General features: G+C 53.3%; 21 protein-coding genes and 2 pseudogenes. 22 read left to right on the top strand and 1 reads right to left on the bottom strand.

Annotation, left to right across the window (positions count from 1 at the left end; genetic code table 11):
- From OGV50_RS01260 to OGV50_RS01200, 13 genes and pseudogenes are all read left to right on the top strand, one after another.
- Positions 1–432 (top strand): annotated as a pseudogene (locus OGV50_RS01260) (IS5-like element IS5 family transposase); the annotation flags it as partial.
- A 306-nt stretch (positions 433–738) separates the two neighbouring features.
- Positions 739–3099: a fimbria/pilus outer membrane usher protein gene (locus OGV50_RS01255; protein ID WP_286488245.1), complete on the top strand. Its 2361-nt coding sequence runs from the start codon at positions 739–741 to the stop codon at positions 3097–3099.
- Between the two features lie 15 nt (positions 3100–3114).
- Entirely contained in the window at positions 3115–4206 is a 1092-nt protein-coding gene (locus OGV50_RS01250) for a fimbrial protein (RefSeq protein WP_115181953.1), read from the top strand.
- A 317-nt stretch (positions 4207–4523) separates the two neighbouring features.
- Complete coding sequence (locus OGV50_RS01245) at positions 4524–5306, top strand: hypothetical protein (RefSeq protein WP_123907353.1); 783 nt, start codon at positions 4524–4526, stop codon at positions 5304–5306.
- A 52-nt stretch (positions 5307–5358) separates the two neighbouring features.
- Positions 5359–6024 carry an EAL domain-containing protein gene (locus OGV50_RS01240; protein WP_200053482.1) on the top strand — a complete coding sequence of 222 codons (666 nt, stop codon included), beginning with the start codon at positions 5359–5361 and terminating at the stop codon, positions 6022–6024.
- Positions 6025–6069: 45 nt separating this feature from the next.
- Complete coding sequence (locus OGV50_RS01235) at positions 6070–6657, top strand: LuxR C-terminal-related transcriptional regulator (protein WP_200093056.1); 588 nt, start codon at positions 6070–6072, stop codon at positions 6655–6657.
- 179 nt (positions 6658–6836) lie between these two features.
- Positions 6837–7718, top strand: coding sequence for a glycine betaine ABC transporter substrate-binding protein (locus tag OGV50_RS01230; protein ID WP_012133744.1), 882 nt, complete (start codon positions 6837–6839; stop codon positions 7716–7718).
- Between the two features lie 9 nt (positions 7719–7727).
- Positions 7728–9272: an HAL/PAL/TAL family ammonia-lyase gene (locus tag OGV50_RS01225; RefSeq protein ID WP_286488244.1), complete on the top strand. Its 1545-nt coding sequence runs from the start codon at positions 7728–7730 to the stop codon at positions 9270–9272.
- Positions 9272–9895, top strand: coding sequence for an ABC transporter permease (locus tag OGV50_RS01220; RefSeq protein WP_110494632.1), 624 nt, complete (start codon positions 9272–9274; stop codon positions 9893–9895). The genes OGV50_RS01225 and OGV50_RS01220 overlap by 1 nt, the downstream gene beginning before the upstream one ends.
- Complete coding sequence (locus OGV50_RS01215; RefSeq protein WP_047458696.1) at positions 9892–10524, top strand: ABC transporter permease; 633 nt, start codon at positions 9892–9894, stop codon at positions 10522–10524. Before OGV50_RS01220 ends, OGV50_RS01215 begins: the two co-directional genes overlap by 4 nt.
- A gap of 12 nt (positions 10525–10536) precedes the next feature.
- On the top strand, positions 10537–11508 hold the full coding sequence (locus OGV50_RS01210) for an ABC transporter ATP-binding protein (RefSeq protein WP_200026838.1): 972 nt from the start codon (positions 10537–10539) through the stop codon (positions 11506–11508).
- Positions 11505–12509 carry an ornithine cyclodeaminase family protein gene (locus OGV50_RS01205; RefSeq protein ID WP_110494633.1) on the top strand — a complete coding sequence of 335 codons (1005 nt, stop codon included), beginning with the start codon at positions 11505–11507 and terminating at the stop codon, positions 12507–12509. Before OGV50_RS01210 ends, OGV50_RS01205 begins: the two co-directional genes overlap by 4 nt.
- Positions 12506–13312, top strand: a complete 807-nt coding sequence (locus OGV50_RS01200) for a phosphate/phosphite/phosphonate ABC transporter substrate-binding protein (RefSeq protein WP_286488243.1) — start codon at positions 12506–12508, stop codon at positions 13310–13312. Before OGV50_RS01205 ends, OGV50_RS01200 begins: the two co-directional genes overlap by 4 nt.
- A 51-nt stretch (positions 13313–13363) precedes the next feature.
- Here the strand turns inward: OGV50_RS01200 and OGV50_RS01195 are convergent, their stop codons facing one another.
- Complete coding sequence (locus OGV50_RS01195; RefSeq protein WP_047458702.1) at positions 13364–14296, bottom strand: LysR substrate-binding domain-containing protein; 933 nt, start codon at positions 14294–14296, stop codon at positions 13364–13366.
- A 171-nt stretch (positions 14297–14467) separates the two neighbouring features.
- On the opposite strand from OGV50_RS01195, the gene OGV50_RS01190 reads away from it, so the two are divergent.
- The 9 genes and pseudogenes from OGV50_RS01190 to OGV50_RS01150 all read left to right on the top strand — a co-directional run.
- Entirely contained in the window at positions 14468–15418 is a 951-nt protein-coding gene (locus tag OGV50_RS01190; RefSeq protein ID WP_024130638.1) for a branched-chain amino acid ABC transporter permease, read from the top strand.
- Positions 15419–15428: 10 nt separating this feature from the next.
- Entirely contained in the window at positions 15429–16535 is a 1107-nt protein-coding gene (locus tag OGV50_RS01185) for a branched-chain amino acid ABC transporter permease (RefSeq protein WP_200030849.1), read from the top strand.
- Positions 16532–17299, top strand: a complete 768-nt coding sequence (locus tag OGV50_RS01180; protein ID WP_012133754.1) for an ABC transporter ATP-binding protein — start codon at positions 16532–16534, stop codon at positions 17297–17299. Before OGV50_RS01185 ends, OGV50_RS01180 begins: the two co-directional genes overlap by 4 nt.
- The gene (locus OGV50_RS01175; protein WP_058668648.1) at positions 17292–18011 is read left to right on the top strand and encodes an ABC transporter ATP-binding protein; all 720 of its coding nucleotides are present in this window, start codon (positions 17292–17294) and stop codon (positions 18009–18011) included. The genes OGV50_RS01180 and OGV50_RS01175 overlap by 8 nt, the downstream gene beginning before the upstream one ends.
- 27 nt (positions 18012–18038) lie before the next feature.
- The gene (locus OGV50_RS01170; RefSeq protein WP_199971288.1) at positions 18039–19196 is read left to right on the top strand and encodes a branched-chain amino acid ABC transporter substrate-binding protein; all 1158 of its coding nucleotides are present in this window, start codon (positions 18039–18041) and stop codon (positions 19194–19196) included.
- 17 nt (positions 19197–19213) lie between these two features.
- Positions 19214–19696, top strand: a complete 483-nt coding sequence (locus tag OGV50_RS01165) for an L-2-amino-thiazoline-4-carboxylic acid hydrolase (protein ID WP_012133757.1) — start codon at positions 19214–19216, stop codon at positions 19694–19696.
- Entirely contained in the window at positions 19693–20916 is a 1224-nt protein-coding gene (locus tag OGV50_RS01160) for a Zn-dependent hydrolase (protein WP_200093054.1), read from the top strand. Before OGV50_RS01165 ends, OGV50_RS01160 begins: the two co-directional genes overlap by 4 nt.
- A 268-nt stretch (positions 20917–21184) precedes the next feature.
- The gene (locus tag OGV50_RS01155) at positions 21185–22168 is read left to right on the top strand and encodes a DUF1852 domain-containing protein (RefSeq protein ID WP_200093052.1); all 984 of its coding nucleotides are present in this window, start codon (positions 21185–21187) and stop codon (positions 22166–22168) included.
- Between the two features lie 27 nt (positions 22169–22195).
- Positions 22196–22930 (top strand): annotated as a pseudogene (locus OGV50_RS01150) (methionine synthase); the annotation flags it as partial.
- Between the last annotated feature and the right edge of the window lie 77 nt (positions 22931–23007).

Raw genomic sequence — 23007 nt, 5'->3', positions numbered from 1 at the left:
GATGCCAAGAGTGGCCTGACCCACAGCCTAGTCACCACCGCGGCCAACGAGCATGACCTCAATCAGCTGGGTAATCTGCTGCATGGAGAGGAGCAATTTGTCTCAGCCGATGCCGGCTACCAAGGGGCGCCACAGCGCGAGGAGCTGGCCGAGGTGGATGTGGACTGGCTGATCGCCGAGCGCCCCGGCAAGGTAAGAACCTTGAAACAGCATCCACGCAAGAACAAAACGGCCATCAACATCGAATACATGAAAGCCAGCATCCGGGCCAAGGTGGAGCACCCATTTCGCATCATCAAGCGACAGTTCGGCTTCGTGAAAGCCAGATACAAGGGGTTGCTGAAAAACGATAACCAACTGGCGATGTTATTCACGCTGGCCAACCTGTTTCGGGCGGACCAAATGATACGTCAGTGGGAGAGATCTCACTAAAAACTGGGGATAACGCCTTAAATGGCGAAGAAACGGTCTAAATAGGCTGATTCAAGGCATTTACGGGAGAAAAAATCGGCTCAAACATGAAGAAATGAAATGACTGAGTCAGCCGAGAAGAATTTCCCCACTTATTCGCACCTTCCTTAGTTGATGATTACGGTTCATATCAAAAATATTCATTCACCACAAAATAATATAATAATGTCCAAATGAATGGGGATGGCAATGGCTGGTAAAAAGAGTCAATACGTATGTTTATTGCCAATACTGGCGATGATGTCTATTTATAGTCGGGCGTATGCCGTGGCTTTCAATACTGACTTTTTAGCCGGTGACTCTAAAAATGCCGATATGTCGCGTTTTTATCGTGCCTCTGCGCTTCCTCCTGGTGAATACCCGTTTGATGTTTTTATTAACGAGGAGTGGAAAGGCCGCCTTCCCGTTTATATCACGGATGAAGGAACGTTTTTCCAGCATGAGAATATTGTCCAGCTTGGGCTTCTTCCCTCAATAGTCCCTGCCGCAAACAGCGCCAGCGAGCGAGTGGATGTGAATACGTTACTGCACGGAGGCAGTATGAAAGTCAATGCGGCCGATATGTCGCTGCGTCTGACCATTCCCCAGGCGTATATTCGCCAGACGCTGCGCGGTTATGTCGATCCCGTCTTTTGGGATGAAGGCATTCCGGCGCTGATGCTGGGATACAATGCCAACTATAACTACAACGAAGCCAAAGGCGGCGGACGCAATCAGGAAAACGCCTATTTCCAGTTAAACAGCGGGCTGAATGCGTTTGGCTGGCAATTTCGCGATAGCTCCAGCTATAACAAAAGCAAGGGCGTGGAAGGATCATGGACAAACAATACACGCTACGTTGAGCGCGGGATCGCTGCGCTTAAATCGATCATCCGCATGGGTGACAGCTATTCCAGCAACGATCTTTTTGACTCTTTGCGTTTTCGCGGCGTCAGCATGGGCACGGATATGCGCATGTTACCCGATTCTCAGCAGGGCTTTTCCCCGATTGTACGCGGCGTCGCACAGTCTAACGCGCTGGTTAAAATTAGTCAGAACGGGCAGGTTATTTATCAGAAAAACGTGTCGCCTGGCCCATTTGAAATTGCGGATATCCTTCCTACCGGCTCAGGCGGCGATCTGAATGTCGAAGTCATTGAAGCAGACGGGCGCACCAGCAGTTTCATCGTCCCCTTTTCTTCGGTGCCAAACATGCTGCAAGAAGGGATTGGGAAATATGGTCTGTTGCTGGGGGAAGCGCGCACGGAAGAAAGCCGCTATCGCCCCCAGTTTGCCCAGGGCAGCTATCAATACGGGATCAATAACCTGATCACCGGTTATACCGGGGTAATTTACAGCGAAGACTATCACGCGTTTCTTCTCGGGAGCGGCCTTAATCTCCCGTTTGGCGCGCTGTCTTTTGACGTCACACAGTCACAAACGCAAATTCCGGCAGATAAAAAAGTCCGCGGGCAAAGTTACAAAGTCGCCTTTAGCCGCTTCTTCAATGTCACCGGGACGAACTTTGCGCTGGCGGCGTATCGCTATTCCACGAAAAACTATTACAGCTTCAATGATGCAATCGCTTTGCATAACTGGCAAAAAGAGAACGCTGACAGCCCTAATGCCAGATATATGCGCCAGAAAAACACCTTTAATATCAACCTGAGCCAGTCTCTGGGTGAGGAACTGGGTTCCCTTTACTTATCAGGAACCTGGCGGGACTACTGGAATGGTCATGGCACAACAAAAGAGTATCAACTGGGGTATTCCAACCACGTTGGCGCCGTAAGTTATACCCTCTCAGCCAGCAGCATGCGTAATGATAATCAGCGCGAAGAGCGACGTTATTACCTCACATTCTCGGTGCCCCTGAGTCTCTTTGAACGGCCCGTCTTCCTCAACAGCAGCGTTACATTTAATCGTGACGGCTATTCCGACACGAACATGGGGATCAGCGGAACCGCAGGCGAATTTAATCAGGCGACCTATAGCGTCAGCGGCAGCAACCGTCGCGGTGGGAATAACTCGGCCAGCAGCAGCCTGAGCTATCGCACTGCGTTTACCACCTTAAACGGCAGCTATAGCGAGTCAGGAGACTATCGTCAGATCGGCGCGGGAGCCAGCGGTAGCCTGGTGGCTTATCGGGGCGGCCTGCTGACGTCCAGCCAGTTGGGCGATACCTTCGCAATTATCGACGCGCCAGGCGCTCAAGGGGCCACGCTGGGCGGCGACGGCACACGCACCACGAATACCGCCGGGAAAGCGTTGGTTCCTTACCTGTCCCCGTACCGTAAAAACCGAATCCAGTTAGATACCACCCATATGAAGGAAGGCGTTGAGCTGAAAGGCAATATCCAGGAAGTGGTGCCTTATGCGGGTTCCGTCACCTATGTGCGCTTCGATACCGACCAACGGCGGCAGTTCATGTTGCCAGCACGGGCCGTTAACGGGCGCCCTCTCCCCTTCGGCACCGAAATTTTTGACGATGCTGGCGCCAGCGTCGGATATGTCGCCCAGGGAGGAATGTTGTACCTGAAAACGGAACAGCTCCCGTCACGTTTACATATCAAAACCAGCAGTGACGGCCGCCAAAGCTGTGTTATTAGCCAGCCGACCCACGATGGTCAGATAAATATTTGCCGCTAATGGCAGGAGCAGAGGATGAAAATCACTATGCGTACAATAACGTTAATTCTTGCCTGGCTACTGGGATCGATAAGCTATGGCGTACAGGCCTCCTGTAAAAGCGATTCCGGCGCGCAAAAAGAGAGCAATCTGGTGCTCAACCTGGATTCACTTTCCCTCAGCAGCGAAACCACAGGTTCGCAGAACCTGTCGCTGTCATCCGGTACGTTTAGCTGTACCGGCGAATGGATTGGTTATGCTAACCGTGTTGCCATTATCTCTGAAATGGCCAACAGCACGGCCTATATCAATTATGGTAACTATGTATTGCAATTCACCATCGGCAATATTGTACCCACGAAAAAAGACTATAGTCGCTCTGGAGAAAGTCATATTCCCGGTACTTCGCTGAATAACGTGGTCTATACCTATAAGGCTAAGTTACTCAAAAGCGTACCGAGCGGCGCCAACCCGGCCTATGTCTATAACGTTGGCCCGGACGCAACCAGTATTACTCTTGCTCACGCTATATCCGTTGTTGATGCTTCAGGTATCGATTTCTGGTTTCCCGGCGTTAATTTAGCCGAATTCATTAAATGGATATTAGGCCTTATCGGTTCTGACGAAGAGAAACGCCTGTTCTACCAGAATATCACGATCAATTATCGTCCTCATGTCAGCACCTGTAGCATCCCGGATACGACGGTCACGCTACCGGAAACCGATCTTACCAGCCTGATATCCGCAGGAAAGGAAGCGCAGTTTTATGAAAACTTCACTCTGCATGCCGAATGCAGCGACCTGTTAGAAGGCATGAGCACACGCACCATTCAGTTTTATCTCAGTAGCGCCAGCGTCGATACGGATAAATACACCCTGAAAAACACCCAGGGAACGGCAAGGAATATTGGAGTGCGAATTATGCGTGCCGATACCAGTAAAAAAATTGCCATCAGCCAGACAGAGCTTACCGCAGGTAATATTACCAGCGAGTATGAACTCTATAAGATTGCGCAGTGGGGAAGCAATTTTGATATTCCACTGAGAGCATATTATTACATCTATGGTGCAAAACCGACGGAAGGCAGAATACAAACCACGGCGAAAGTAAACATCATTTACCCATGATAAAAGGCGAGAAACAGAATAGTCATCTACTGAAATAATCAGAAGCCTCAACAAAAAAAGAAAAATATTTATACACAAAATCATTTGAGAAGCATCGAGGCGGCAAGTGAATGAGCCCCCAGGAGCGTACACGTAGTACGTGACCGGGGTGAATGAGCGCAGCCAACAAAGAGGCAGTCTGAAGGATGAAGTGTATATCAACGCCTTATCATGGTGTGTTTTAATAGTATCACTATTATTTTCTTATTTTATAAATAGTTACAGTTAAATTTTACATCTTGTCATTATTGTAAACGATATGCGGATCGAAAAATATAATGCGTACACTACAGAACGATCAATTTCTTTATCTCAGCAGTGAGGACTCCCCCTGTAATCCTTCCACTGCAAGATTTGATTTAGTCATGATAGAAAACTCTGTCAAGTCATTAAATAGCGTTACGCAGCCGCTCCATTCAACGTTAATTATTGATACCGATAACTATATGATTAATTTTCTTTGCAAACATCTGATCAACCCTTTGGTATTACACACCAGCCCGACATTCAGAGAAGCAAAATACAAAATAGAAAACCATATTATTGATAATGTCGTCATGGAAGTTTTTACGCTGGAGGAGAGTGCGCTGGAGGCGCTTAATTTCATTTATGATATGCAGATAAACTATCCTGGCATTCGCTTAACGGTGTTTACTTTTACGCGTAACAGTTACCTGCTTCAGGTTTTGCGAAGTTTTCATTATATCAATATCGTTTCTAAGTATGAACCCATGTCCGAGCTTAATCATGCCGTTCATGCCTGCTGGCTGGATGAGGCTTTTTACAGCCAGTACATTAACGATCTCATGGCTGAAATAGAACAGCCGGATTCTTTTGACGACATTGAATGGACCGTGCTGACCGAACTGGCCCACAGCACGCCTACCCATGACATCGCAAAAATAATAAATAAACGCTATCACACGCTTTTTTACTACATCAAAAAGATCAATAAAAAGCTGCATCTAAGCACTAAAAATGAACACATAAAAATGCTGAAAGCGATAAACAGTAATCCACTAAAAAGTGCAAGCATATCTTATCGCGACCGATTTAATTAATCCCAGAAAAGCCCGATGCACCGTTTATAATTAAAAAGGATATGCCATTATTATGAAACTCATGTGCCGTATCGAACCTATCATTCATGTCCAGACCGGTAGACGGATTGGCGGCGAGGTGCTCTGCCAGCCGGAAGGGGCAGATCCAGAGCTATTTTTCCGCTCTGTTTCGCCAGAACTCCTGTCACATATTGTTCAGGAACAGATATGCACGGGAGTAGCAAATCAGCACGATCGCAATGGCATTTTATTTTTGAATATTACGATTCCATTGCTTATGGATCTGGTGTGGCTCAGATCGATTCTTGCCATGTTACCCGGCCCAAAGGTTATTGAAATTGATTGCCAGCAAAGCGAGTCTTATTTTCCGCGACTTGTGCCACATATTGATGCAATTCTGACCCTAATGCGCGCTTTTAATACTCAACTTTGGCTGGACGATCTCTATGTCAGGCATATTCCGTTAATTGCGCAACTCCCCTTTCGCTTTGATGGGATTAAGATTGATAAACATGAACTCTGGAGAATATCCGCTGAACAGGATACCCCAGCAATGACAACGCTGGTAAAGCAGGTGGAATATCTGACGGATCATGTTCTGGTGGAAGGCGTTGAAAATGAATACCAGCACCGCTTTATTTCGGAGAGCGACGTACATTATGCCCAGGGATTTCTCTGGCCCGTTGATGAGCGAGAATCATTCGTAATAACGATTTAAATATTAAGGAAACCAGCATATTTCAAATATAAAAAAGGGATTCAAATGAAGTCGAAAATAGTGATAGTGTCTGATGACGTCTATTATCTGACGGGTATATCGAAAGGGATGAAAGAGTCAGGTACGCGTGTTGAGAGCATTTTTTTAAGCGATGCTGCCGAGTTTGAACGTTTCACGCTAACCACCTCTTTTTCGCTATCAAAAGATACCGTTGTGTTGCTCTCCGTCAGAGAGCCGGGTTTACTCGACAGGTTAATAACCTTTTTCTTTAGTAAGGTTACGCTGTGCATATCACCGTCAGGCCTGCATTCCCGTCGCCATTTCTTTTGCCAGTACGGTGTATATTACTTCAATAAAAACAAAACATTATCAGAATTAAACGATATTCTGATAGCTATTTCAAATAGAAAAAATACGGAAAGTAACACCATCACTGACAAAGAGTTTTTTATTCTCAGCGAGTTAGTCCGCGCCGGGAATGTGAAACGAATGTACAGCGCAATAAACATCTCTGAAAAAACGGTCTCTTACTACAAGAGGTCGGCATTAAAAAAGATGGGATTACTGAGCAGCCAAAATTACTTACGTATCCACCCGGCGCTCTCCGCCGTTAAGACCATTCAACGGCACTGAGCCCCGCCTGAAACTTGTCTGACGATGCTGGTACGAGGAGAAGTCAGCCAAATAGTAAACATTTAAAGTTTCGTTATAAGAAAGAACGAATCCCTATTTCATGCGCCGTCAATATGCTGCTAGCTTCGCTGGTTTGTATATACAAGTAAATTCATGCATTTCTTTGCGGGGAAACGGGGATGAGCATAAAAAACAAACTGGCAGCCTCCTGGCTGGCGCTGGGGTTGTTCGCAGCGCAGGCGCAGGCAGCGGATTTCGTTGTGGGCAGCAAAAACTTTACCGAACAATATATTCTGGCGGAAATCTATGCCCAGGCACTGGAGCAATCCGGTCTTTCCGTTGAACGCAAAACAAACCTGGGCGGGACGTTAATCGCCCACGCCGCGTTGCTGAAAGGCGAAATTGATATGTACCCGGAATATACCGGTACGGCGCTCAGCGCAGTGGTCAAAGGAAAGCCCTCCTCCGATGCCGCACAGGTGTTTAAGCAGGTCAGCGACGCCTACCAGCAGCAATATCATCTCACCTGGCTGCAACCAGCCCGCGTGAACAACGGCTACGCACTGCTGGTGAGCAAACAAACCGCAGAGAAATACCACCTGAAAACGCTCTCCGATCTCGCCAAAGCCGCGCCGGAACTGACCATCGGCGCAGGTGCGGAGTTTGGCGACCGTCAGGACGGCCTGAAAGGGCTGGAGCAGACCTACGGCATTAAATTTAAAGCTTTCCGCCAGTTTGCCAAAGTCGGCCTGCGCTACGACGCCCTTGCTGCCGGGCAAATAGACGTCGCAAACGGCTTCGCAACCGACTGGCAAATCGCGGAAAACCAGTATGTCGCACTGGAAGACGATAAACACCTCTTTCCTCCCTACGAAGTTGCGCCGGTCGTGCGCGATACAGCACTACAGGCACATCCCCAGGTTCGCGACATTTTAAATAACATCAGCCAGTTGCTTGATAACGCCACGATGCAAAAACTGAATGCGGAAGTGGAAAAGAATAAAGAAGAACCGCGCGATGTGGCGGAAGACTTTTTGCGCGCAAAAGGCGTAATTAAATAGGGTACGACCGTGACAACGACACTTTTTCTGGGCGACGCGCCGCTCACGCTTGATGACGTGCGAGCTGTCGCTGACTGCGGCCAGACTGTCGCGCTGGGGGCGCAGGCGCAGCAGGCCATCAGCGCGTCCTTTGATTTTCTGCTGCACAGCATCAGCGCCGGAAAGCATATCTATGGCGTCACCACCGGGCTTGGCGCTAATGTCGATACGACGCTGCTGCACACGCAAAATGACCGTCACGATGAGGATCTGCTACAGGCGATTCAGCGACGAATCCCGCTAGCGCGGGCGGTCGGTGTCGGCCAGCAGGCAACGCCCGCACAGGTTCGCGCGATCATGCTGGCGCGTCTTGCGGGTTTCGTGCAGGGCGCATCGGGTATTTCTCTGCCCGTGGCGCAGACGCTGTTGGCCTTTATCAACGAAGGCATCCATCCGCGCGTTCCGCTTATCGGATCTATCGGCGAAGCGGATCTCGCGCCGCTGGCGCATATCGGATGCGCGCTCATCGGCGATGGCGAAGCGGAATATCAGGGTACGGTGGCGCCGGTCTCCGCACTGTTGAACCAGACGGGTCTGACGCCTGCGCCGCTGCGTGGAAAAGACGGGCTGGCGCTGGTGTCGTCTAACGCCGCCAGCGTCGGCCTCGCCGCGCTGCTGCTGCACGACGCCGCCCGGCTTATGAACGCCCACGCGGGCGCTATCGTGCTCTCGTTTGAAGCGTTTCGCGCTAATATCTCGCCGCTGACGCCCTGGGCGGCGCGGATGCGCCCCGCACCGCAACAGGCTAAAACCGCCGCGTATCTGCTGGCGCTGCTGGAAGGCAGCCCGCTACTCCAGCCCGGCAGCGCGCGTTCGTTGCAGGACCCGCTCAGCTTCCGCTGCGTCGCGCCGGTGCTGGCCTGCGTTCACCACGCCTGGCTGAATGCCCGCGCGGCGGTGGAACTGGAACTCAACAGCGCCGACGACAATCCCGGCCTGCTGGCTGAGTCTGAACAGGTCCTGGCAAATGCCAATTTTGATGCCACGCATCTGGCGCTGGCGCTGGAAAGCCTCGGGCTGGCTCTCGCCCGCCATGCCGCATGCAGCGGCGAACGCATCATGAAACTGATGTCACCCGCCGCCAGCGGCCTGCCGCGTTTTCTCACCCGCCACGCCGGGCAGACAGGCTTCGCCACGCTGCAAAAAACGGTTTCCGCGCTGGTCAGCGATATCGCCCATCATGCCCAGCCGCTCTCCCCGCTGACGATGCCGGTAGCCGATCGGATTGAAGATTACGCCTCGCAGGCAATGGGGGTGGTCGCCAAAACCACACGACTACTGGAAAGCCTGCGCTATCTGGTGGCCATTGAACTGCTGGTCGCCGCGCAGGCGCTGGATCTTCAGGCGTCGCCACGGCCAGGACGCTATGCAACGGCATTACACGACAAGATTCGCGCTCGGGTGGCGCCGCTGGATGAAGATCGCGCCAGCGCCGGCGATATTTCCGTTCTGGCCGACGCAATAATGCAGCCGGAATGGCTTGCAGGCCAGGCCGTATTGCTGGAGACCTCCTGATGCGCTGGGCGACGCGACACTATGACGACATTCTGCTGGCGCTCTGGCAGCATCTGGTACTGGTCGGCACCGCAATGCTGATGGCGTTCGCTATTTCACTGTTTCTCGGCATTACCACCGCCCGCCGCCCGCGACTGTATGCGCTGGTGATGGCGGTCACCGGCATGATTTTTTCCATTCCAGGGCTGGCGCTATTCGCACTGCTCATCCCGTGGCTCGGCATCGGAATGCTCCCGGCGATTGTCGGGCTGACAGCCTATGCGCTGATGATCCTGACCCGCAATATTGCCACCGGTTTTCATGCCATTCCGCTGGACGTCCGCGAAGCGGCGCGCGGAATGGGATATGGCGCCTGGCGCAATCTGCGCGAAGTGGAACTGCCGCTGGCGCTACCGTTCATCATCACCGGACTGCGCATTGCCACCACCACGCTTATCGGCATCGCTACGGTCGCGGCATATATCAACGCCGGTGGACTTGGCGCAATTATTCTCGCCGGGCTGGATCAGCGCTATCCAGAGAAAATATTTATCGGCGGCGGCCTGACGTCGCTGCTGGCGATCGGCGCGGATCTGTTTTTTGTCCGGCTACAGCGGCGCGTTTTACAGGGGAGAGACCAATGATAACCCAGGCATGGCTATGGGTGCTGGATAACCAGCCGCTGTTCTGGCAGGCAGTGTGGCAGCATCTGATGATGTGCGGGCTGGCGCTCAGCATCGCCCTGATTATTGCTATCCCGACGGGCGTGCTGATCGCGAACATCCCTCGCCTCGCTTTTATCATCACCAGCGGCGCCAGCACGCTGCGGACGATCCCAAGTCTGGCGATCCTTGCGGCGGTCATGCCGTTTCTCGGTATTGGCCTGCTGCCTTCAGTCGTCGCGCTGGTGGTGCTGGCCGTGCCGCCGATTTTGCTCAACACCTGCACCAGCATTCAGTCCGTGAACCCGGATACGCTCTCAGCGGCGCACGGCATGGGGCTCACGCCCTGGCAGGTCACAGGCAAAATCGTACTGCCACTGGCGGCTCCCGGCATTCTCGCCGGCTGCCGTACCGCCGCCGTACAGGTTGTCGGCGGCGCGGCTCTGGCGTCATTTATCGGTGGCGGCGGTCTGGGGGATTTTGTCACCACCGGCATTGCCATCATGGACATGTCGCGCCTGCTGGTCGGCGCGGTGCCGATTATTCTGCTCGCTGTGGCTATCGAAGCGCTTTTCGCCCTGCTTGAGCGCCTGTATTCTCAGCCGACGTAAAGGGCTAATACAATGATTACTCTGGAAAATATTAGCAAAATTTATCCTGGTTCGCCGCGTAAAGCGCTTGACGATCTCTCCATGACGTTTGAAGAGGGAACCACCACGGCCCTGATTGGCCCTTCCGGCTGCGGTAAAACCACCACCATGCGCTTAATCAACCGGCTGGAACAACCCACTTCCGGGCGTGTCCGGGTAAATGGGCGCGACGTCGCAACGGAAGATCCGGTGATGCTGCGTCGGCATATCGGCTACGTTATTCAGAACATCGGACTGTTCCCGCATATGACCGTCGCCGACAACATCGCCACGGTGCCGCGCCTGCTGGGCTGGAGCGCCTCGCGTATTCAGGCGCGAGTGGAAACATTACTGGAACTGGTCGGGCTGGATGCCCGGCAATACGCCAACCGATTTCCTGCCGCGCTTTCCGGTGGTCAGCGGCAACGGGTCGGCGTTGCCCGCGCACTGGCGGCGGACCCGCCGGTCATGCTGATGGATGAACCGTTCGGCGCCATCGATCCGCTGGTTCGCGGGCGATTACAGACCGAGTTTAAGCAGATTCTGCAACGCGTGAAAAAGACGGTGATTATCGTCACTCACGATCTTGATGAGGCCATCAAAATGGGCGATCGCATCGCCATTATGCGCGAAGGACGCCTGTGCCAGTATGCCCCGCCCGCTGAAGTGCTCTCGGCCCCGGCAGATGAGTTCGTCGCGGCTTTTGTCGGCAGCGATGCGGCGCTGAAACTTCTTGCTATTACCCCGGTAGCCCAGGCGATGGAAACGTCTCTGAGCGCTGACCATCCACAACGGCTTGACGTCAACGCTACTCTGAAAGATGCGCTGGCGCTGATGCTTTCCCGGCGCGCCGACAGCATCACCGTCACCAAATGCGGCGCGCCCGTTGGCGTATTAACTCGCCAGCGGCTTTTCACCCACGTACGACCCGATGCGAACCATGCTACCAGTGAGAGAAATCTATGACTCAACCCATCCATTTAACCTGGCTAAACGGCCCCGACGTTGACCAACTGAAGCTCACGGATACAGAAATCCTCACGGCGGTGGAGGACGGGCTGCGGGCACAGGGAGAGAAAAAAACAGTCATTGAACCGCGCATGCATTTAATTCCCGATAAAGCGTTTAACGGCCACTTTAACGTGCTGCGCGGTTATATCGAACCGCTGGGACTCGCCGGGGTAAAAATCGTCGGCGATTACGTCAATAACTATACGCTCGGGCTGCCCTCGGAAATGGCGCTACTGAACCTGTTCGATCCGCGCACCGGGATGCCGGTCGCCATTCTGGACGCATCGGCAATCACAGATATGCGCACCGGCGCGCTTACCGCGCTGGGCGCACGCCACCTTGCCCGCCGCAACAGTAAAGTGCTGGGGCATATCGGCGCGCGGGGAACCGCCTGGTGGAACGTTCGTCTGCTCAACAGCATTTATGATTTTGATGAAATCCGCATTCATTCGCGTCGCCCGGAAAGCCGTACCGCATTTGCCCGCCGTCTGGAGCAGGATCTCGGCAAAAAAATCATCGTTACCGATGACTGGGAAAGCTGCGTGCGCGGCGCGGATATTGTGGTCGAAGCCTCGCGTCTTAATGCGCCGACGCCGCTGTTAAAAACAGAATGGATAAAGCCCGGCGCCTTTGTTGTGCCCTACGGCACCATGAGCGCCGTGGAGCTGTCGCTCACCGACATGATGGACAAGCTGGTGGTGGACGACTGGGGGCAGTGCAAAGGCGGCATGTTTGGTTCACTGCGAGCCCACGTAGAAGCGGGAAAATTAAGTGAGCATACCCTGCATGCCGAGCTGGGCGACATTGTCGCGGGCACGAAGCCAGGCCGTGAAAATGATGATGAAACCATCCTCTTCTGGCACCGGGGGCTGTCGCTAAGCGATATTGCGCTGGGGCATACGATGCTTAAGAAAGCGCATGCGCTGGGTATTGGTCAGGAGCTACGTTACCGATGATTGTTAACGCAAGAATGTACTCGGTAACTCCGGCAGCGGCGGAGGGGTGGAAAAGACTCCTGTCCGAAGCCGTGCGCCGCGCCGGGCTGACGGCAGAGATTGTTGACTACCCGGCCCCGGCCAGGCTGGAGGGGCTATGGGCTCGTTCCGATCTGCTGGCGGTATTCATGTGCGGCTGGCCCTTCGCGCAGCGGCGCTTTCCGGTACGCCCGGTGGCCGCGCCGGTTACGGAAGAGGCCGCCAGGGAAGGGATTCCAGGGCACTACCGCACCCTATTTATGGTGCCGACATCGTCTACCGCCAGATGTCTGGAAGAGACATTCGACGGGCGGCTGGCGTATACCAACCCGGAGTCGCACTCCGGCTATAACGCGGTACGCTATCATTTGTCGGCATACATTAACGAAACGCGAAAGACGCTCTATCGCACGCTTGTCGGGCCGCTAATCACCCCGCGACGCGTGGTGGAAGCGCTGGCGGTGGGCGAAGCGGATGTCGGCCCGTTGGACAGCTATGCCTGGTCGCTTCTGTGCCGGTATGAGCCGGAATTAACGCGCCATGTGCGCATACTGACGCGCAGCGTTCCCGCACCGATGCCTTTACTGGTGGCAAGCGATACCGTTAATCCACAGGCCATTACGGCACTGCAAACGGCGCTGCTGACGCTGAACACAGAACGCGACGCCACGCTATTACGGCCTCTGGGGCTGCGGGGATTTATCACCCCGTCAGCAGACGCCTGGCAAGTCGTCTGCGACCGGGAAGAAATTGCGTTCTCCAGAGGCTATGCAACGCTGCGCTGAAAACGGCATTTCATTATGTCGCCCCTATTCGCTTCATCCGCAGTGACATCGTTATACGGTAGCCGCTTCGCGCCTTAACCAGTTCTGTAATAGCTTGCCATCCTGCGTCATTTCACTATCCTGGCGGACGCACAAATAGTAGTCACGCCCGTCATCTATTGGCAGATCGAAAATCTTCACCAGCTCGCCTTTGTCCAGGTACGGCATAATGAGGGGTTCGCGCATCAGGGCGCATCCCAGTCCTGCCTGTACGCCCGCCAGCGTCAGCAGACCGTCCTCAAACAAGGGGCCGCTGCGCGGCGGGGAACGCTTCACGCCCTGCTGAATAAACCATTGATGCCAGGTGGTTCGTTCTTCATCATGCAGCAGCGGCATCTGCATCAGTTGCTCCGGGGTATCAATATGACCATGCAGTCGCAAAAACGCCTGGCTGCATACTGGCACCATGCGCCCGGAAATCAGTTTTTCACTCTGGTATCCCGCCCAGTTGCCATTGCCGAAGCGTATCGACATGTCTGAAGCATCACTCAGATAGTTGCGGTGATTGGCATACACCACGTTAATCTCGGTATGCGGGTTCGCGCGCATAAACATCGGCAGGCGAGGAATAAACCAGCCCATCCCAAAAAGCGGAATCAGGCTAATCGTTACCTGCCGGGTCTGCTCCTGCTCCACCAGATGCTCCGTCGCCTGACGCAAAACGTTAAACGCCGCACGGATCGAACGATAATATTCACGCCCTTGCTGGCTCAGCGCCAGTCGTCGCCCATGCCGTTCAGTGAGCGCGATTTGCAGATATCCCTCAAGCAATTTGAGCTGATGGCTAACCGCAGATGGCGAAATCGCCAGTTCCCTCGCGGCTTGCGTCACGCTTCCTAACCGGGCAATGGCTTCAAAGGCACGCACCGCCCGCAACGGAGGATCGTTGGCAAGGCGACTCTCCGCAAAGGAGGGCAATGTCGTCAATTGTTCTGTTTTATTCATATATTGATTTCTTTAGGCTGTAACCTTGTTTTGTGATTAATAAAATAATCATATTAATCATTAAGATATGAAAATATCTGTTTATCATAAGAAATAATATATGTGTATTTTACAATTTTATTCAATTATTGGATGGTACCCACTGAAAGAGCAATTTGTTGGGTACAAACGTTGGACACACTCATACAACAACTGATAAACGGTGTGATGCTGGGCAGCATCTACGCGCTGATCGCGCTGGGCTATACCATGGTGTATGGTATTTTGCGTATTATTAACTTTGCTCACGGCGATATCCTGATGGTTGGCGCGCTTACTACGCTCTCCGCCATCAATGTCCTGAATCATACCTTCCCTGCTATGCCGCAGTTACTGCAACTCGGTGTAGCGCTGCTCATTGCGATGGCCGTCTGCGCCCTGCTGGCAATGGCGGTAGAACGTTTCGCCTATCGCAGGCTGCGTAACGCCCCACGGCTGGCTCCGCTGATCTCCGGTATCGGCGTTTCCGTATTACTGCAAACCGTGGCGATGATCGTCTGGACCCGCAACCCGCTGATGTTCCCGCAGATCCTGTCGATGGCCCCGATCGCCGTGACCTCCGGCGGCGAAACTCATCCACCCGCGATTATCACTCTCACCGGCATTGTCACCGTCGGGCTGGCGCTGGCAGTCATGACCGGTCTGTGGCTGCTGGTTGAATACACTCGCCTCGGGCGAGGCATGCGCGCAGTGGCAGAGAATCCGCGGGTCGCCACGCTGATGGGCGTTAACCCAAACGCCATCATCACCCTGACGTTTGCTATCGGCGGCATTTTTGCGGCGCTGGCCGGCGTGATGATGGCGAGCAACTACGGTAACGCCAGCTTCTCAATGGGCTTTCTCCCCGGAATTAAAGCGTTCACCGCCGCCGTGCTTGGCGGCATTGGCAATATTCGCGGTGCGATGATCGGCGGGATTTTACTGGGTGTCATAGAAGCGCTGGGTGCGGGCTATCTCGGTGAGCTCACTAACGGCGTCTTTGGCAGTAATTACCAGGACGTGTTTGCCTTCATCGTGTTGATCCTGGTGCTGGTATTCCGTCCGGCAGGTTTGCTGGGCGAGCGCGTGGCGCACAGAGCGTAAGGGAAAATCAATGACAACCGTACAACTGCAAGCTCCAGCCACGACGCGCAAATTCTGGTCAGGCATGACCTTGTTCTGCATCGCATTGCTGATCGCTCCTGTCGTTGCCAGTCAGCTTGGCGGTAACTACTGGGTCCGCGTGATCGATTTCGCCCTGCTCTACATCATGCTGGCGCTGGGGCTCAATATCGTCGTGGGCTATACCGGCCTGCTGGATATGGGGTTTATTGCCTTTTATGCCGTTGGGGCTTATCTGGCCGCTCTGCTGGCCTCTCCCCATCTGTCTGAGGTGTTCCCAATCCTCACCGTCTGGTTCCCGAACGGGCTACATACCTCGTATCTGCTGATCGTTCCGGCTGCGGCGCTGGTCGCTGCCGTATGCGGCATTTTGCTTGGCGCACCGACGCTGAAGCTGCGCGGGGATTATCTGGCAATTGTTACGCTGGGCTTTGGCGAAATTATCCGCATTCTGATGCGCAACCTCGATCGTCCGGTGAATATCACCAACGGTGCCAAAGGCATCACCGGCGTGGATACGCTTAACCTGTTTGGCCTGAAGTTCAGCGGTGTTTATCACTGGCTCGGCTTTAAAGTGCCCGCGTTGTGGCTGTGGTACTACCTGCTGATGCTGGTCATTGTGGCGATCATTTTTGTCTGCCTGCGCCTGCAACACTCACGTATCGGTCGCGCCTGGCACGCGATTCGTGAGGACGAAGACGTGGCCCGCGCGATGGGCATTAACGTGCGTAACTATAAGCTGCTGGCTTTTGCTATGGGCGCCTCGTTTGGCGGCGTCGCTGGCGCACTGTTTGGCGCGTTTCAGGGATTTGTCTCCCCGGAATCCTTCACCCTGCAAGAGTCCATTGCCGTGCTGGCGATGGTGGTGCTGGGCGGTATGGGCCATATCCCCGGCGTGATCCTCGGTGCGGTGCTCCTGACCGCTCTGCCGGAACTGCTCCGTAGCCAGGCGGCCCCTGTTCAACAGATGTTGTTCGGCACGGTACTGATTGACCCGGAAATTTTGCGTCAGCTCTTCTACGGCCTTGCACTGGTGCTGGTGATGCTGGTTCGCCCATCCGGTATCTGGCCGGTTCGCCACAAAGAGGTGAAAGCATGAGCCTGTTAACCGTGAGCAATATGTCCAAACGCTTTGGCGGCCTGACCGCCGTGGACGATGTTTCGCTTTCCATTAATAAAGGCGAGATCTACGGCCTGATCGGCCCCAACGGAGCCGGAAAAACCACCTGTTTTAACCTGATTACCGGGCTTTACCCGGCAGACAGGGGGGCGTTTTTTATTGCAGACCAACCCTATTACCCAAAACAGATAGAGAAAGTCACCGCCGCCGGGATTGCACGCACTTTTCAAAACGTGCGTCTGTTCAACGAGATGTCGGTGCTGGAAAACGTGATGGTCGGTCGCCACGTTCGTACCCGTAATGGGCTATGGGCTGCACTGAGCCGCCATAAACGCGCCCGTGAGGAAGAAGCGCAAACCCGCGAACAGGCCTGGCGCTGGCTGGAGTACACCGGCATTGCAAAGTTTGCCCATTACCGCGCCTGCGATCTGGCCTATGGCCACCAGCGTCGTCTTGAGATCGCCCGCGCGCTGGCTACAGATCCGCTGCTTCTGGCGCTTGACGAACCTGCTGCGGGGATGAATGCCGCCGAGAAGGTCGCACTTGGCGAGCTATTAATTCGTATTCGTGAAGATGGCAAAACCCTGCTGATGATCGAGCACGACGTCAAGCTGGTGATGAACATCTGCGACCGCCTGACGGTGCTCGATTACGGCAAAACGCTGGCCTGCGGCACGCCGGATAGCGTGCGTCGCGACCCGGCAGTTATCGCAGCCTGGCTTGGAGGCAATAAGCATGTCTGAGTTACTGAAGGTGGAACGCCTGGATGTGCATTACGGCGGTATTCAGGCCGTTCGCGATATCTCCTTTACCCTGCATGAGGGTGAACAAGCCACGCTGATTGGCGCCAACGGCGCGGGTAAAAGTTCCACCGTGCGCGCCATCACCGGGCTGGAAAGTTTTAACGGCAACATTGAGTTCAATGGCAAAGCCGTACGCAAACAGAAACCGGAGACGCTGCTGCGCAACGGGCTGGTGATGGTGCCGGAAGGTCGCGGCATCTTTGCCCGCATGACGGTGCTTGAAAATTTGCAGATGGGGGCATGGTTAAGGCGTGACGCCGCCAGCGTTAAGCGCGAAATGGCAGAGATTTTTGAGCGTTTCCCGCGTCTTGGCGAACGCCAGCACCAGCTTGCAGGACTGCTCTCTGGCGGCGAACAGCAGCTGTTAGCGCTCAACCGCGCCCTGCTGAGCCGCCCGCGTTTGCTGATCCTCGACGAGCCATCTATGGGGTTAGCCCCCAGGATGGTGGAAAACATTTTTACCGTGATCGCCGGGCTGCGCGCATGCGGCGTCGCCCTGCTGCTCATTGAACAAAACGCCCGACTGGCGCTGGAAGTAACCGACAGCGCCTGGGTGATGGACAGCGGCAGCATTGTGCATCACGGCGAGTCGAAAGCGATGCTTAATGACGATCAAATTGCACAGATTTATTTGGGCGAAATGCCTGTTTAACACACTCACCAACAGCAGGGAAAAACAATGAAAACAGTAAAAATCAGTGCGCTCAGCGCCGCTATTCTGCTCAGTAATTTTGCCTCTACAGGTGCATGGTCAGCGGAAAGCGAAACCGTGACCATCGGTCTTGCAGGCCCGCTTACCGGCCCGTCTGCCCGTATTGGTAAAGATCTGGAGAACGGCGCCCAACTGGCGATTAACGATATCAACAAGCAGCACCCGACCATCGGTGGTAAAGCGGTGACCTTCAGGCTGCAATCTGAAGACGATCAGTCTGACCCGCGCACTGCCGTGGCTGTGGCGCAGCGTCTGGTCGATAGCGGCGTGGCGGGCGTGGTCGGCCACTGGAATACCGGCACCAGTATTCCGGCGGCACGCGTTTATCACGATGCGGGTATCGCCCAGGTCGCGCCCGTTGCCACCGGCCATGCCTATACCAGACAGGGCTTTGATACCAGCTTCCGTGTGATGGGGCATGACGACGACGGCGGCCAGTTTGCCGGTCAGTATGCGGTGAATACCCTGAAGGCAAAACGTATTGCCGTGATCGACGACCGTACCGCATTCGGTCAGGGGCTGGCTGACGAGTTTATAAAATCACTTGAAGCGCAGGGCGTGAAGATTGTTGACCGTCAGTACGTTGACGACAAAACCGTGGATTTCAGCGCCGTGCTGACCGCCATTCGTAGCAAAAATGCTGACCTGATCTTCTTCGGCGGCGTGGATAGCCAGGCCGCGCCGCTGGCGCGTCGTATCAAACAGCTGGGTATGAACGCCACGCTGATGGGCGCAGGCGGCTTCGTCAGCCAGACCTTCCTGCAACTGGCCCAGAAAGAAGGCGAAGGCGTCGTGGCGCTGGAGCCGGGCCTGCCGGTTGAGCAGATGCCGGGCGGTAAGGCGTTTGAGCAAGAGTATCAGTCTCGCTACCACACCCATATTGAACTCCACGCCCCATTCGCCTATGACGCCACCCGCGTTCTGGTTGCTGCGATGGAAAAAGCCGACTCTGTCGATCCGGCTGAGTATCTGCCGGTTCTGCGCGCAATAAGCTATTCCGGCGTTACCGGGCAGATCGCTTTTGATAATGAAGGCAACCTGAAATCGCCGTCTTTCACCGTCTACAAAGTCGTGGATGGTAAATGGCAGCCGCAAACGGTACTGGGCGGCGCCAAAACGAAGTAACGCAGTGAGGCAATGTGATGAGTGATAATAATGAGCTGGGCATTCTCGCCCGCCGCAAAATAGAAGCAGAGATTATTAAACCAATCTATGAAATCCTGGTGCGCGAGATAGGGAAAGCCCGCGCCCAGGCGGTCATTGGCGAAGCCATTGAGCAGGCGGCGATCGATGCCGGTAAAGAATTTGCGCGCAAGGAGCCGAATGGCACAGACGTGAAGAGTTTTATCGCCCTGCAATACCTGTGGGAGAAGGATAACGCGCTGGATGTCAAAGTGATCGACGCCGACGACAAGCAGTACAACTATAACGTCACCCGCTGCCGTTATGCCGAGATGTACCACGAGATGGGCCTCGGTGAGATTGGCCACCTGCTCTCCTGCGCCCGCGATGAGAAATTTATCGTCGGCTACGCGCCCGACGTGGAGCTGACCCGTACGACCACCATCATGCAGGGTGGCGCATGCTGTGACTTTCGCTATCGCACCAAAAAGGAAGACGTATGATCCGCGTGAACGCAGAGCGTTTATGGTCAACGCTTGAGATAATGGCGCAAATCGGCGGCACGCCAGCCGGTGGCGTCACCCGACTGGCATTAAGCAATGAGGATCGCCTCGCCCGTGATTTACTGCGCGACTGGGCGTTGGAAGCCGGATTCCGCTGCGAAATCGATAGCATGGGCAACATGTTTATTCGCCGCACCGGTAAAAAACCACAGCTTGCGCCGGTGATGACCGGTTCACACGTTGATTCTCAGCCGCTGGGTGGGCGATATGATGGAATTTACGGCGTTCTGGCCGGGCTGGAAGTGCTGCGTACTTTAAACGATCAGAACATTGAGACCGAACGCGATATTGTACTGGTCAACTGGACCAATGAAGAAGGCGCGCGCTTCGCGCCAGCAATGCTGGCCTCCGGCGTCTGGAGCGGGCAGTTCACACAACAATACGCGTGGGCGCGTGAAGATCAGGACGGTATCAGCGTCGGCGAGGCGCTTGAGGCCATCGGTTACCGTGGCGACCAGCCCGCCGTCGCCTTCCCTGTCTACACCTGTTACGAGCTACATATCGAGCAAGGCCCGATTCTCGAAGAGGAAGGTATTGATATCGGCCTGGTGCATGCCGCTATGGGCCAGCGCTGGTTCAACGTTGTAATCCGCGGATTTGCCGCCCATGCCGGCACCACGCCAATGGCCAGCCGCCGCGATGCGTTGACCACTTTCGCCCGTCTGGCGCTGGCGGTGGAAGACATTGGCAATCAGCACGAACCTGACGGCAGAGCGACAATCGGCATGGCGCAGATTTCACCGGGATCGCGTAACGTAGTGCCAGGGGAAGTACATTGCAGCGTGGAATTTCGTCATCCACAGACTGCCGCCCTCCAGGCAATGGAAACGGCGCTTCGCAAGGCAACCGCCGATCTGAATCAGCGCGGCATTCAGCTCGACGTGGAACGCATCTTCGATTACGCCCCCATCGCATTTGACGAGACCTGTCTACAGCGCAGCGCAAACGCGGCCCAGGCACTGGGATACAGCAGCAAACGGATGGTGTCCGGCGCCGGTCACGATACCTGTTATATCAGCAAAATCGCGCCCGCCAGCATGATTTTTATCCCCTGCGAAAAAGGCATCAGCCATAACGAGGCAGAAAATATTCAGCCGGAATGGGCAGAAAAAGGCGCTAATGTTCTGCTGCACAGCCTCCTGCCGGCTGCGCTTGAATAACAGAGCCAGGTGAACCGGTCATCAGAAGAATCACTATTCAACTTAATCGATTACAAGCATGACCGGGTTTGACCGTACAGCAGACCATGAATATGACTCATGTTGTAATGAAATTAAGTCTCTTTCACTCATCCAGTGACTCTGGCATAAAAGAGACCTTACTCACTTATTGATAACATGAAGACTGCTCAATAATAAAGTCAGGTAACTCTGTAAAATCAATAAATTAATTCAGTTTTCATATCATGACTTAGGATGCAGGATCACGATGAATAACGATTTTACATTTACGATCAAAAGCAGTCGCTTCGATGAACATTATAACCCTTCGGAAAATACGCGTATTACTACCAACTTTGCGAATCTGGCCAGAGGAAAGAACCGCCAGGAAAACTTACGCAACACGTTAGTGATGATTGACAATCGCTTCAATACACTGGCGTATTGGGATAACCCCAAAAGCGATCGTTATTCTGTGGAACTTGATATCATTTCTGTTGCAATGAATATTAACGTTGATAGCAACAGCGATACATTCCCCGCTATTGAAATATTAAAAACCAATATTATTGACAAAAAGAACAACGAACGTTTTGAAGGTATTGTCGGGAATAATTTCTCCTCTTACGTACGAGATTATGATTTTAGCGTATTACTGCCAGAACATAACAAAAACGAACCTGAGTTTAGTATTCCAGATAATTTTGGTGATTTGCATGGGAACATATTTAAACATTTTATAAACTCAAATGAATACAAAGAGCATTTCAAAAAACCACCTGTAATATGTCTCAGCGTATCAAGTAACGATATCTATCATCGGACTGGAAATCAGCATCCTGTATTGGGTATCGAATACCAGCCAGGTGGTTCTTCGTTAACTGAGAAATACTTCAAAAAAATGGATTTGCAGGTTCGCTATTTTATGCCCCAAAATAGCGTTGCACCTTTGGCCTTTTATTTTTCTGGTGATTTACTTAGTGATTACACGAATCTTGAGCTTATCAGCACCATCAGCACGATGGAGACGTTCCAGAAGATTTACCGACCTGAAATTTACAATGCTAACGCCGCAGCAGGTCAATGCTATCAACCAAATCTGAACCACCAGGATCATTCATTAACAAAAATTGTTTATGATCGGGAAGAACGCAGCCAGCTGGCTATTGAGCAGGGAAAGTTTACAGAAGAGCATTTCATCAAACCATACAAAGATATTCTTGAAAAATGGTCTGCTCACTACGCTCTTTGATTAACCGAAAATAAAAGGTCATCGATTATGAAAATATTACTACCCACTTCAACGGCTGGCAGTTTACCTAAACCTTCCTGGCTTGCTCAACCTGAGACGCTTTGGTCGCCCTGGAAATTGCAAAATGAGGAATTAATCGAGGGAAAACAAGATGCGCTACGTTTGTCCCTGGATGATCAACTACGGGCAGGTATTGATATTGTTAGTGATGGCGAGCAAACGCGCCAACACTTTGTCACCACGTTTATTGAACACCTCAGCGGCGTTGATTTTGAGAAACGTCAGATTGTTAAAATTCGTAATCGCTATGATGCGAGCGTACCGACCGTTGTTGATGCGGTAGCGCGTCAAAAACCCGTTTTTGTTGAAGATGCAAAGTATTTACGCCAGCTCACTCGTCAGCCGATTAAATGGGCGCTGCCAGGGCCTATGACGATGATCGATACGCTCTACGATGCCCACTATAAAAGCCGCGAAAAGCTGGCCTGGGAATTTGCAAAAATTCTCAATCAGGAAGCCAGAGAGTTAGAAGCTGCCGGCGTCGATATTATCCAGTTTGATGAGCCCGCATTTAATGTGTTTTTTGATGAAGTGAATGACTGGGGGAGCGCCGCGTTAGAAAAAGCCATTGAAGGGCTAAAATGCGAAACCGCTGTGCATATCTGCTATGGATATGGCATCAAAGCCAATACCGACTGGAAAAAGACGCTGGGGTCAGAGTGGAGACAATATGAAGAAGCTTTTCCCAAACTGCAAACGTCTAAGGAAGGTGCGAACAAGTTCCTGATATGAGATCATCATATTCATCCGGAGCGCATCCCAGAGGGACATCATGAGCC

Source organism: Citrobacter sp. CK180, assembly GCF_030333655.1.
Lineage (GTDB): Bacteria > Pseudomonadota > Gammaproteobacteria > Enterobacterales > Enterobacteriaceae > Citrobacter_B > Citrobacter_B koseri.
This window is presented reverse-complemented; position numbering and strand designations above follow the sequence as displayed.